Consider the following 12,609-nt stretch of genomic DNA (forward strand, 5'->3'; position numbering starts at 1 on the left):
TTGGGTACAAAAAAGCCCTTTTTACAGGGCTTTTTTATATTGTTTCAGTAATTATTCAGGTGCTCCAATATATGGAAAGTCTGAAGAAATATTATCTGCAGTTAAAGCTACACCATCGGTTACCAGTTGGGGTAATCCACCCTCACCGTTAAAACGAGCTCCTGTTTCCCCACCGAATAATAGGATAAGCGAAATATCTATAACATCATCCTGTAAGGTTCTACCTGTAAAACCGATAGCACCTTCAAAAGATGGAGCACCGCTGCCCGGGTTAAAATAGGTCGTTGGTGCATCTGGAGCTACTTCTAAAACATCTGATGCAAGTACTGTAGTTAAAACAGTCGCAGAAACAGGATTGGGATTATCCATTGAAGTAGGTTCAGGTCCGTTTAGGATATCACCAAGAATATTTGGTTCAAAATTGATATCTGCAGGATCTGCGCCAAGAGCTATAGCATATGCATCATGTAAACCTTCTAGTTGAGTTTCAAATGAAGCCTGGAAAGCAGACTGCATTTGGGAAGGGATAGTAGTGTTATGCATATTCTTTATTTCAGCACTGCTACTCAATACAGTATTTATCCCGGGTCTTCCTATATGGTCTACCTGGCTGTAATTACCACTAAAATCTATTTCTGTAGAAATTGGGGGAGTGGTAGTCATAAAATCATCGTCGTCACTACATCCTACAGTGAGTATACTAAGGAATAAACCAGCGAAGAGGATATTTATATTGCGTATTTTCATAATTATATAATTTATTTTATTGTTCAGATTATTGTTTTCTATTTGTTGTCACCCATGTTTTATAAACCGGTACTCCAATTACATTTTGAGCGGTTGGAGTTCCAAGTAAAGAGTTTGGTATTTCAACAACAATAGATAGTGTGTTGGCACCATCAAACGTATCTGTTCCCGGAACATTAAATCCAGAATTATCTTCTGCAGATGGAGCTACAACTTCATTAAACCTAACAAAGTCAAAGTAAAAAGCATCCTGTCTTGGTCCAGCAAATAGAGATACACCATTTGAGGTAGTTTCTGTAATTGCTGAATTTGAGGAGATTTCAACACTTCCTAAGGCAGCATCAACATTCACTTCGCTGCTTAGGCCTGTTGAAGAAGGACTAAACGGACCAAAGAAATACATCATTCCGTCTCTTGGAATAGCTTGTATCACCTGGTCTTCGACTAGATCCCCATCAAGGTCTATGTTAATCTCAACAAGAACATCCTCGTCAAAAGAGCCATATGTAAGATCTGGTAACACGTTAGATTGAACGTCAACGATAAAGACCGTGTTGTCCGAGCCTGTAGTGGGTTCAAAGGCATAAAAATCGGCAATATCTGCCGAAGAGCCTGCAACCCCTGGAGCATCAACGTGGTCTGCCGCAATAAAAATCACTGCTGCAATAGCTACTCCCAGCGCGGTAAAAAGTTTAATTTTTTTCATAAGATCTGTAAATTTAAATTTGAAAACTTTTATTTAGTTTTCTTTTGTATTCTATTTACGCTTCAGGCTAGAGGTTGGTTCTGTTGCGCTAGTTAAGCTTATGTTAAAGGATAGGAATGAAAGTTAGGAAATCACATCCCCAGGTTCTAATAGAAGGGAGTAGAGCCACTTAAAAAATATGTACGGGGAGTCTTATTCTACTGAAATTATTTCAGATTCGTTGAGCAAATCTTCCTGCCGTAATCTTAATATTACCTGCGCAATGGCGAGGACATCCCGTTCGCAATATTCCACAATTCGGTCTATTTCTCCTTTTTCGTAATAGACCGTTCTAACCATAGAACCGTCTATATCCTCTTTAGGTGAAGGGATTCCCAGAACGTGAGTTAATAGCTTGAGAGAAGTATAATGTTTGTAATCGCCAAATTTCCATAATTCCAACGTATCAAGATGAGGTACTTCCCAGGGTTTTTTTCCGAATAAATTTAGTTTAGAAGGTAAGCGCATATTGTGAATGAGAATCCGCCGGGCGATATATGGAAAATCAAATTCTTTCCCATTGTGCGCACAGAGGAGATGATTTGGCTGAAAAAAATATTCTTCAAGTAAAGCCGTAAAATCCCTTAGCAGTTTTTCTTCTTCGCCTTTAAAACTGGTAAGCCGGAAGCTTCTTTTATCATTTCTAAAACTGAAAAACCCTACCGAAATACAAACGATTTTACCAAATTCGCTCCAGATCCCTGCTCTTTCGTAGAATTCTTCGGCCGTATAATCCTCTTTACGTTGATATCTTGACTTCTCTTCCCAGAGGAGTTTCTTTTCATCGTCTAATTCAGAAAAATTCCTGAATTCAGGAACGGTCTCTATGTCCAGAAAAAGGACATTTTCCAGGTGAAGTTTATGAAGCATCGTCTAACATTTTATAAGCCTCATCAATATACATATAAAAGTCTTTGTAGTGTTTATCACCATTGGTGCTCCTAATAAGTTTTCTGCCAAGTCTCACTATTACCAGGTCATCTTCAGGAACTATAATAACGTATTGGCCTAAAACACCACGCATGTAGAAGATTTCCTTATCCAGATGATCACTTAACCAAAAACCATATCCATAATACGGGGTGGTTTTAAACCTGGGTATAGATGCTTTGGCGATATAAGCTGAATCAAGGAGCTGTTTCCCATTCCATGTTCCATTATTGATAAATAGCTTACCGAATTTCGCGAAATTTCTCGCGTTACTGGAAATACAGCAATATGCTTTTTCCATGCCCGAAGCTTCGCTGTCCAGTTGCCATAAGGCATCATCATTCATTCCCAGAGGCTTCCAGAAACTCTCGCTCAAATAGTTACTTAGACTTTTTCCAGTCGCTTTTTCCAGTACCATTCCCAGTAACTGTGTATTCCCACTGAGATATTTAAATTCTTTTCCTGGCTTTTCGATCACTTCTAATTCCAGGATCTGTTCCCTGATATTTTCGTCGAAATATGCCCTGGCGGTAGAAGCAAACGGATTGTAATAATTTTCGTTCCAGTTTAGACCAGATGACATGGATGCTAGATCACCAATTGTTAGTTCTTTGTCAAACTGAGGGAAGAAATCTCCTACCGGCTGATTTATATTTTCCAGATGTCCATCCTGAATAGCTTTAAACATCAAAGCAGTGACCAAACTTTTTGCCATTGAGAAGGAATTTGTCTTTGATTTCTCATTATACCCATTATAATACTTCTCAAACCAGATACTGTCTTTCTTGATTATTAAAAAAGCGGCGGTTTCAAGTTCGTTGTGTAAACTGTCTAATGTAGAGGTCGCTTCGGTTTGGTTATAAGCTTCTGCAAAAGCCCATTCCTGTATATTTTCTGAATTCTGTATAACATGATTGTCAAAATATGGATGGTCATCTATAAAGGCAGTTTTGTGCCCTGTGAGATAGGTGGTATTAACAGCCTTAAAAATATAACCAAAGCCCAAAATATATAATATGAGCGAGGCAAAAATTAGAAATCCGATAAAAAATAAAATGGCTTTTAATAGCTTTTTCATCTGATTAAAATACTTATTTTTAGAACAGACTCTGCTGTTTTGGTGGATTTTCAAGATCGAGCAACCACTTTTTGCGGTGTAAACCTCCGGCATAACCCGTTAAAGAACCATCACTTCCTATTACCCTGTGGCAGGGAACGATGATCCATAAAGGGTTTTTTCCATTTGCGGCTGCTACAGCTCGAATTGCTTTTTCATCCCCAAGTTTTCGTGATAATTCTAGATAAGAAGTGGTAGTTCCATAAGGGATCTCTAAAAGTTCTTTCCAGACTCTTTTCTGAAAATCGGTTCCCTGAGGATTAAGTTTAAGATCAAAATCTTTCAATGCTCTGTTGAAGAATCCCTGGAGCTGTTGAGTTGCCAATTTTAATTCAGCAGGAATTTCTGATGAAATACTGCCTTTGTCCAAAACTTTTACTGAAGCAAGTCCATTTTCATCCCCACATAGTTCGGCAATTCCAAGAGGTGTTTTAATTCTTGCTTTCTTCATTTGTGTTTTCTTCTTTCTCTGGAATAGTTTCGGTTTCCTGATCCTGTTTTCTCTGGATCAATCCAAGGCGTTTTGCACGTCTTTCCCAGTTTTTCCGTGCCAGCATCTGCATATCTTCCACGCTGTCGCTCTCATCCATGATTTCGAGGCCCAGTAATGTCTCAATGATATCTTCCATGGTGACTATCCCGGTCACGTTCCCAAATTCATCTACAATCATAGAAATATGAGCTCTTTTCTGAACAAAAATTTCAAAAAGTTCAGGGATTGGTGTGTTGTCTTTGGTAACAAGAATGTCTCTTTTGATGCTGCTTAAAGGCTGTTGTCCCTTTTCATCGATCATCTCCTCGAGAACATCATCTTTTAAAATAAATCCTGATACATTATTAGATTTGTCTTTGTACACAGGGATCCTTGAAAATTTCAAATTCCTGTGGTTTTGATGAAAATCTTCCAGAGACATACTTTCATCTTCAGTAATTGCTACTGAAAATGGCGTCATCACATCTTTAGCTTCTACAGATTTGAATACAAGTAGATTCTTAATAACAGTCGTTTCACTTTCCTCGAAAACACCATCTTCCTCGGCAGCATCAGTAATGGCTGCAAACTCCTCTTTACTCATAGTGCTTACATGGGCAGATTTTCCAATCAGCTTTGTTGTAAGCATCAATAGCCAGAGAATCCCGGTATATTTTAATGGGAAAATCATCATATTTAAAGCCTTGGCAGTGAAATTTCCCAGGGATTGCCAGTAGGTAGCACCAATTGTTTTCGGAATAATTTCTGAAAGTACCAATATGGCAAGCGTCATCAAGGCTGAAACGATTCCAACAGAATTTCCGCCATCCCCAAATGTTTTTTCAGCCTGCACCCCTACTAGAATTGCTCCTACGGTATGCGCAATTGTGTTAATGGTGAGGATGGCTATTAAAGGTTTGTCTATATCCTGCTTTAAGTGCGCAAGTTCATTTGCAAATGCTTTGCCCTCTTTCTTTTTGATCTTTATATATGAGGGGGTGATACTCAATAATGCGGCTTCCAGAATGGAGCACATAAAAGAAAAGAATATTGATAATACGGCAAAAATAATTAATAAGCCCATATGCTTAATTGACTGTTAGACTGGCTAATTTATATATTCTTAAAGCATTTTTTTACAAAGAAATGATAAAAGGGAATTAAAAAGCCTTCTATTTTAAATGAAGGCTTTCTAAAACTGATTCACTAAACATTAAAACGCAAGGCTTTTTTGAAGAAGATCATCCCATTCTTTAGCGTTGTGTAAACGAATCTCAGCATCTATACTCTCATAATCATCTTCGTCGTAAAAAATAATTTCAGTGATCTTAGATGAATTTTTTTCAACTATCTCAAGTCCTAAGTGAATGATTCTTTCTTTAGAAAATTCTTGTTTTAAGATCTTTTTAGCCAAACGAACCTGGCTTACTTTTTTAAGATCTATAACTTCATGATCTATAATGGCTTTGGGATCTATGATCACAAGCTTTTTTTGTGAACTGTCCAGACCAAGGCTTAGATGACCAAAAGTTTCAAATTTATCTAATTTAAGTCCGTTTTTCAGAGCTATTTTGTCCAGTTCTTTTTTAATTTTACTTTCTGTCGCTTTTTGTTTTAGTATCACGTAAAGTATCGGGAACATAAAAACTATCAGTAGCAACATTCCTATCATTAATGATGATTTATCCATTTTGTAATTATTTAAGGTAATCGAATAGAGTTCCTGTTGCAGTAGTGCTGAGGATTATTTTTTGCTTGTAAAAGCTGAAAATCTATTTAATTACCAGAAAGAATGGAATGGAAAAAGCTGAGTTTTAAGGAGATTTCTGATGTTAAGCTTATATTCTGAAGACAATTTGTTTTCAGAATAAGTTGATAGCTGATCAGTTGCTGATAGTAAGTCTGAAAATGAGTAAAAAGTGTTAGTTTCATCTTCAGCAGAAAATTGAAAAGAGGCTTCAGATAAGCGCTCCTCTATAATCACCGCTTTTTTGTTTAGATCTGTCTTCAAAAATTCTCCCTGCCTGGAGTCAAGATCTAAGGGAGCTTGAGGATAGGCGAAAGTGCTGGTGGCTGAAGTTAGAAATAATACTTGCAGCAAGAAAAAACCGAAAAGGAAATGGTTTCTTGTTTTCACATCACAAACGTACTGAGAAAACAAACTGGCAGCTGAAAAATTTAGTTATATTTTTCAGAATATCAGGAAATTAATTTTACCGCTTCCTTAGCAAAATAAGAAGCGATCATATTGGCTCCTGCGCGTTTAATAGCTGTTAACTGTTCCAGCACCACAGCATCATGATCTAACCAGCCCTTTTCTGAAGCCGCCTTGATCATCGCATATTCACCACTCACCTGATATACAGCTACGGGGACATTTACCACGTTCTTTATATCCCTAACAATATCCAGATAACATAATCCAGGTTTTACCATTACGATATCTGCTCCTTCCTCAACATCCATAAGAGTTTCCCTAATGGCTTCATCTCTATTGGAAGGATCCATCTGGTAGGTCTTTTTATCTTTAGGAATATTCTCAGCATCTACCGGGGCAGAATCCAAAGCATCTCTAAACGGACCGTAAAATGCGGAAGCATATTTCGCAGAATAGCTCATGATTCCAGTATCATGAAAACCTTCATCTTCCAATAAACTTCTAATTTCAAAAATTCTGCCATCCATCATGTCGCTAGGCGCAACAAAATCGGCTCCAGATTTTGCATGGGAAAGAGCCATTTCAGAGAGAATAGCGGTGGTATCATCATTTAGGATTTTACCGTCAGCAATAATTCCGTCATGACCATACGCCGAATAAGGATCGAGAGCCACATCGGTCATCACGATCATTTCGGGAGCGGCATTTTTTACAGTTTTCACCGCGCGTTGCATCAGGCCTCCAGAGTTAATAGCCTCTTTTCCTGCATTATCCTTAAGCTCTTCAGAAACTTTTACAAAAAGCAAAACAGATTTGAGACCCATGTTCCAGAGCTCTTTGATCTCTTTTTCAATAAGATCAAGACTATATCTGAAGTATCCGGGCATGGAAGCAATCTCTTCCTTTACATTTTTTCCTTCTACAATAAATAAGGGAACGATAAAATCGTTCGGAGAAATTATGGTTTCCCTTACCATTGATCTAATGCTCTCGTTAGTTCTAAGTCTTCTATTGCGGCGTAATGGATACATACTCTTTAAGTTTTGTTATAATTAAACCCAATTTACAGGGTTTTTGAGGACTTTGAGAAGTTTTTCTTCTTCACTTCCCGGATCAGGATGATGATCATAGACCCATTGTACATGTGGCGGCAGACTCATAAGAATACTTTCAATTCTTCCATTGGTCTTTAATCCGAATAAAGTTCCTTTGTCATGAACCAGGTTAAATTCTACATAACGGCCACGTCTTATTTCCTGCCAGTTCCTGTTCTTTTCAGTATAAGAATGGCTCTTTCTTTTTTCTACAATTGGAATGTAGGCATCAAGGAAAGAATTCCCTACGTCGGTAACAAAATGATACCAGTCATCAATTTTCATGTGGCTGTCGCCTTTCAAATAATCGAAGAAAAGCCCACCAATTCCACGGGCCTCATCACGATGGGAATTCCAGAAGTATTCATCACACTTTTGTTTATAATCTGTATATAATGAAAAGCCATGTGGCGTACAGGCATTTTTGGAAATCCTGTGAAAGTGTCGCGCATCTTCTTCAAAAAGATAATAAGGAGTAAGATCCTGGCCGCCGCCAAACCACTGGTCTATTATGGTTCCATCTTTATCGTACATTTCAAAATATCTCCAATTGGCATGTACGGTTGGCACCATTGGATTTTTGGGATGCAATACCAGACTAAGTCCGCAGGCAAAAAAATCTACATCTCCAACTTTAAAATATTGTTGCATTGCAGGAGCGAGGGGTCCAAAAACAGCTGAAATATTTACACCACCTTTTTCAAAAACGGCACCATTTTCAATAATGCGGGTTCTTCCACCGCCACCTTCTTCACGATTCCAGATATCTTCCTGAAACTTCGCCTTTCCATCTACTTCTTCAAGTTTGGAAGTAATGTTCTCCTGTAATTCCCGTATATATTGGTAAAACTTCTCTTTCATTTTTTCAAACTTCAATCTTCTATATAGACCAACTCATTTTTGAAGGAATTCATATCTTGTCTAGAAGAAATTTTTATCGAGGCTTTGGCCATTTGTCTTAATTTTTCAATTGCATCATCCTCGAATTGAATATTTCCTGAAAATAGTTCCCGGCCTATTCTATTATTATGAAGATCCATGGCCTTTGCCAGTTTTAAATTTAACGAAAGATCTTCATGTAAATCGGTTATTTTTTTACTCCAGTTAATCGCATTTTCCATCGAATTTGAGGATCTGTAGCAATTTTCACAAATTAGATAATTCCATAACGCATGTCTAAAAGCATTAGCTCTGGTATCTCCATGATGTCTATTTCCGAAAAAGTTATTACAGATCTTAATTGTGGTTCTGGTCGCTTTATAAGTGGGGAGTATGTATAAAGGCTTTAAGATGAATGCACTCACTAAAATGAACAGATTCTTGTATGATAAACTTTTTAGCCTTTGTATGATCACTTACTCCTTGTATTCTTTAACCGCATCTACGAATGCTTTGGCATTATCAACGGGAATATCAGGTAAAATTCCGTGACCAAGATTCGCGATATATCTGTCTTTACCAAAGGCCTTGATCATATCGTTCACCATATACTTTATTTCAATAGGTTTAGAATATAATCTTGCGGGATCAAAATTCCCCTGAAGCGTTATCTGTCCGCCACTTAAATACCTGGCATTTCTTGCTTCACAGGTCCAGTCTACACCCAGCGCGGCAGCACCAGATTTTGCCATTTTGTCCAAAGCAAACCAGCATCCTTTTCCATAAGCGATTACCGGAACTTCATCTTTTAAAGCATCAATGATCTGTTGCATATATTTCCAGGAAAATTCCTGATAATCTTTAGGTTCTAACAAACCACCCCATGAGTCAAATAGCTGTACAGCATCTACTCCCGCTTTTACTTTTTCCTTTAGATAGGCAATAGTAGTATCGGTGATTTTTTGAAGCAGGGTATGGGCAGCAATAGGCTCCATAAAACATAATCTTTTCGCCTTATCAAAGGTTTTTGAACCCTGACCCTGTACACAGTAGCATAAAATGGTCCAGGGGGAACCAGCGAAACCAATTAAAGGAACTTCATCATTCAGTTCTTGTTTGGTGAGTTTTATCGCGTCAAAAACATAGCCTAATTCCTCATTTACATCTGGTACAATGACCTGCTCTACTTTTTTGGCAGAATCTATCGGGTTTGGCAACCATGGTCCAACACCCGGTTTCATTTCCACCTCGATATTCATCGCCTGCGGCACTACCAGGATATCACTAAAAAGGATTGCAGCGTCGGGGCCAACCTGTCTTATAGGCATTACGGTAATTTCTGTAGCCAGCTCTGGAGTTCTACAACGGGTGAAGAAATCGTATTTCTCCTTTAATTTCATGAAATCTGGCAAGTATCTACCTGCCTGTCTCATCATCCAAACCGGTGGACGTTCTACAGATTCTCCTTTTAATGCTTTTAATAACAGGTCGTTCTTTATCATTTCCTGAGGAATTTTTATTTATTCTTTAAATTTGAGACCACTTTTACGATCACATTCTCTATCGTTGGTTTTGAAGCTATAATGATATTTTCTGAATGTTTCATTACTTCATTAGCCGTGGTTTCTCCAATGCAAAAGGCAATGGAATTTATTTTATTTTCTTTTGTAAAACTTTGAACAGCACTCGGACTAAAAAACAGGATTCCGTCAAAATCAGATTCAAACCTCTTAGAATTCATGGATGTTTCGTACACCATAGTTTCAGAAAGCTGAATGCCATTCTTGTTTAATAACTGAGGCAATTCTTCTCTTCGCATATTTCCGCAGAAAAAATGGAATTGCTTATTGTTATGCTTCTGAATTATTTTTTGCGCCAGATCTCTTGAATTTTCGGCCCTTTCTACTACCAAATAGCCTTTTTCTTCAAGTAGTACTGAGGTTTTATCTCCAACGCAGAAACAATTCTTTATTTCAAAAGGTTTTTCAGCAATTGCCTTTACCGAATTCTTACTGGTGAAAATAGCATTCTCAACAGCTTCTTTTTTTAGATCGAAATCAATGAATTTTATGGAAATAGCGTCATATTCTACGAATCCAATTCCGCTATTCAACAATAACTCCTTTTGGTTAACAGCCAGCTTTTTTGTGGAAAGCACAGTAGGCATAGATCAATTATTTAGAATTGATTTGATTGTTTTCATCAAATCACTACCGCCATTATTTAGAATTTCCTGTGCACATTCTTTCCCCATATTTTTAATTTCATCTACGGGAAGAGCTCTTTCTACTTCAATTTTCTTTTTCCCATCAAGACTAAAAAGTGCTCCGTGAAAATGAATATGGTTATTAACTTTCCTGGCCAGTGCTCCAATGGGGGCTGTGCATCCACCTTCCAAAGTTTTCAAAAATTCACGTTCTATGTGCACACAAATCTGGGATTCTTTATGATTTAGCAAAGAAAGGGCTTCCCGGCAGTAAGAATCTTCTTCCATAGCTACAATGAGCATGGCACCTTGTGCGGGAGCAGGAATCATCCAGTTTAGATCAATAAAATTTTCAGGTTTTATTTCAATTCTTTCCAGTCCGGCAGCGGCGAAAATAGCTCCATTCCAGGTATTATCATGGAGTTTCTGCATACGGGTATTTACATTCCCCCGAAGATCCACTACTTTATGGTTTGAATATTTATGAAGCCATTGGGCTTTTCGTCGAAGGCTTCCGGTGGCAATAGTCCCGGTTTCAGATTCGAGGATTTCTACTCCCTTATGAACTAAAATATCTTTATTGCTGGCTCTTTTCATCACAGCACCCTCTACAATTCCTTTTGGAAGTGCTGTTGGGACATCTTTCATAGAATGAACTGCGATATCCACCTCACCTTTTATCATAGCGACATCCAGAGTTTTGGTAAATATTCCCGTAATGCCCATTTCATATAAAGGCTGGTCCAGATTAAGATCGCCAGTAGATTTTACAGGAACCAGTTCGGTTTGATGTCCGGTTTTTTCAAGAGCTTTTTGAACGGTTTTCGCTTGCCATAGTGCCAATTCGCTGTCTCGCGTACCAATTCTAATTACTTTGCTCATTTTCTAACTTCTTCAAGTTGAAAGACTTTTTGAATAAGTTCAAGGCTTTCATCGGTAGTTTCCGTATCTCCTTTTAGATGATTGGCAAAGTGCTTCATGATCTTTTGAATGATCCTGTTGCTCACAATTTCTGCCTGTTCATCGTTGAAATCGGTTATTTTCCTGCGCTGAAAATCGAGTTCATCATCTTTCATCATCTTCAGCTTCTTCTTTAAAGCTTTAATGGTGGGGGCAAATTTCCTGGTTTCCAGCCACTGGTTGAAGTCGTTTTCAACTTCTGTAATAATTTCCTTTGCCTGTGGGATGAACTGTTTGCGTCTTTCCAGGGTTTCATCGGTCATCTGTGAAAGATGATCTAAATGAATGAGTTTTACATTTTCCAGTTCATCAACATCATCTGAAACATTTTTAGGAATTGACAGATCCAGCACCAGTAATTCTTTTTTTGGATAGATAAGCTCTTTGGAGATGGTGGGATTTTGAGCACCTGTAGCGACAATTAAAATATCACTGTTTCTTATTTCTGCCTGTAAATCTGCATAATCCTTTACAATAAGATTGAACTTTCCAGCGATCTTTTCAGCTTTGTCTTTAGTTCGGTTAATAAGTGTGATATGATTATTGCGAGTGTGTTTTACCAGGTTTTCACAGGTATTTCTGCCAATTTTCCCGGTCCCGAAGAGCAAAATGTTTTTTTCTGAAACATTTTCTATATGCTTAAGTATATACTGTACAGAAGCAAATGAAACTGAAGTCGCTCCGCTGGAGATCTCCGTTTCGTTCTTTATGCGTTTACTTGCCTGGATTACTGCATTAACCAGGCGCTCTAAGAATGCATTGACCAAACCAAGCTTTTTAGATCTAACAAATGCGATCTTAAGCTGACTAATAATTTCGAAATCTCCCAGAATCTGGCTATCCAGCCCGGTACCTACCTTGAAAATATGAGAAATTGCCTGTTTGTTTTTATAAACGTAGGCAACTTTTTCAAACTCTTCAACGGTACCGTGAGTATGTTCACAAAGTAATTTGATAAGCTGAAATGGATGCTGGGCAAAACCGTAAATTTCAGTACGGTTACAGGTGGAAGTTGCTAAAATACCGTCAATACCTTCGTCTTTGGCCTGTTCAAGAAGCCTTTGTTTAGAAGCTTCATCAAGGCTAAAATGACCCCTGATCTCCGCATCGGCTTTTTTGTAACTTAAACCTATCGTGTAAAAATGCTTTCCTCTAGAAATGTGATAATCTTCCATGTATCGGTTTAGGTGGATACGCTTGCAAAAATAGGACAAGGCTAAATCAAAAAATAACGCTGGAGGCACTAAATGTGTCGATAGGTGATAATTATCATGAAATTAAGACTGAAAACTTCAAAATGC

General features: G+C 37.9%; 15 protein-coding genes. All 15 read right to left on the reverse strand.

The window, feature by feature from the left end; translation table 11 throughout:
- Positions 1–51 precede the first annotated feature (51 nt).
- Positions 52–747 (reverse strand): DUF4331 family protein, encoded by a 696-nt coding sequence (locus BLT95_RS10770; RefSeq protein WP_089666119.1) that lies wholly within the window; start codon positions 745–747, stop codon positions 52–54.
- A gap of 28 nt (positions 748–775) precedes the next feature.
- Positions 776–1,453 carry a DUF4331 family protein gene (locus BLT95_RS10775; protein ID WP_089666121.1) on the reverse strand — a complete coding sequence of 226 codons (678 nt, stop codon included), beginning with the start codon at positions 1,451–1,453 and terminating at the stop codon, positions 776–778.
- A 192-nt stretch (positions 1,454–1,645) separates the two neighbouring features.
- The gene (locus tag BLT95_RS10780) at positions 1,646–2,362 is read right to left on the reverse strand and encodes a 3'-5' exonuclease (RefSeq protein ID WP_089666123.1); all 717 of its coding nucleotides are present in this window, start codon (positions 2,360–2,362) and stop codon (positions 1,646–1,648) included.
- The gene (locus tag BLT95_RS10785) at positions 2,352–3,500 is read right to left on the reverse strand and encodes a serine hydrolase (RefSeq protein WP_089666124.1); all 1,149 of its coding nucleotides are present in this window, start codon (positions 3,498–3,500) and stop codon (positions 2,352–2,354) included. Before BLT95_RS10785 ends, BLT95_RS10780 begins: the two co-directional genes overlap by 11 nt.
- Positions 3,501–3,519: 19 nt before the next feature.
- Positions 3,520–3,990, reverse strand: coding sequence for a methylated-DNA--[protein]-cysteine S-methyltransferase (locus BLT95_RS10790; protein ID WP_089666126.1), 471 nt, complete (start codon positions 3,988–3,990; stop codon positions 3,520–3,522).
- Positions 3,971–5,095 (reverse strand): CNNM domain-containing protein, encoded by a 1,125-nt coding sequence (locus BLT95_RS10795; RefSeq protein ID WP_089666127.1) that lies wholly within the window; start codon positions 5,093–5,095, stop codon positions 3,971–3,973. The genes BLT95_RS10790 and BLT95_RS10795 overlap by 20 nt, the downstream gene beginning before the upstream one ends.
- Before the next feature lie 129 nt (positions 5,096–5,224).
- Positions 5,225–5,701, reverse strand: coding sequence for a hypothetical protein (locus BLT95_RS10800; RefSeq protein WP_157718047.1), 477 nt, complete (start codon positions 5,699–5,701; stop codon positions 5,225–5,227).
- 90 nt (positions 5,702–5,791) lie between these two features.
- Positions 5,792–6,148: a hypothetical protein gene (locus BLT95_RS10805; protein ID WP_089666131.1), complete on the reverse strand. Its 357-nt coding sequence runs from the start codon at positions 6,146–6,148 to the stop codon at positions 5,792–5,794.
- Between the two features lie 62 nt (positions 6,149–6,210).
- Positions 6,211–7,200, reverse strand: coding sequence for a porphobilinogen synthase (gene hemB / locus BLT95_RS10810; RefSeq protein ID WP_089666133.1), 990 nt, complete (start codon positions 7,198–7,200; stop codon positions 6,211–6,213).
- A gap of 21 nt (positions 7,201–7,221) precedes the next feature.
- The gene (gene hemF, locus BLT95_RS10815; RefSeq protein WP_089666135.1) at positions 7,222–8,124 is read right to left on the reverse strand and encodes an oxygen-dependent coproporphyrinogen oxidase; all 903 of its coding nucleotides are present in this window, start codon (positions 8,122–8,124) and stop codon (positions 7,222–7,224) included.
- Positions 8,125–8,135: 11 nt separating this feature from the next.
- Positions 8,136–8,567, reverse strand: a complete 432-nt coding sequence (locus tag BLT95_RS14335) for a hypothetical protein (RefSeq protein ID WP_157718048.1) — start codon at positions 8,565–8,567, stop codon at positions 8,136–8,138.
- A 51-nt stretch (positions 8,568–8,618) separates the two neighbouring features.
- Complete coding sequence (gene hemE, locus BLT95_RS10825) at positions 8,619–9,644, reverse strand: uroporphyrinogen decarboxylase (protein WP_089666138.1); 1,026 nt, start codon at positions 9,642–9,644, stop codon at positions 8,619–8,621.
- A gap of 14 nt (positions 9,645–9,658) precedes the next feature.
- The gene (locus BLT95_RS10830) at positions 9,659–10,309 is read right to left on the reverse strand and encodes a uroporphyrinogen-III synthase (protein WP_089666140.1); all 651 of its coding nucleotides are present in this window, start codon (positions 10,307–10,309) and stop codon (positions 9,659–9,661) included.
- Positions 10,310–10,312: 3 nt separating this feature from the next.
- Positions 10,313–11,230, reverse strand: a complete 918-nt coding sequence (gene hemC, locus BLT95_RS10835) for a hydroxymethylbilane synthase (RefSeq protein WP_089666142.1) — start codon at positions 11,228–11,230, stop codon at positions 10,313–10,315.
- Positions 11,227–12,483, reverse strand: coding sequence for a glutamyl-tRNA reductase (hemA, locus tag BLT95_RS10840; RefSeq protein WP_089666144.1), 1,257 nt, complete (start codon positions 12,481–12,483; stop codon positions 11,227–11,229). Before hemA ends, hemC begins: the two co-directional genes overlap by 4 nt.
- Positions 12,484–12,609: the final 126 nt, after the last annotated feature.

The organism is Gramella sp. MAR_2010_147 (assembly GCF_900105135.1).
GTDB lineage: Bacteria > Bacteroidota > Bacteroidia > Flavobacteriales > Flavobacteriaceae > Christiangramia.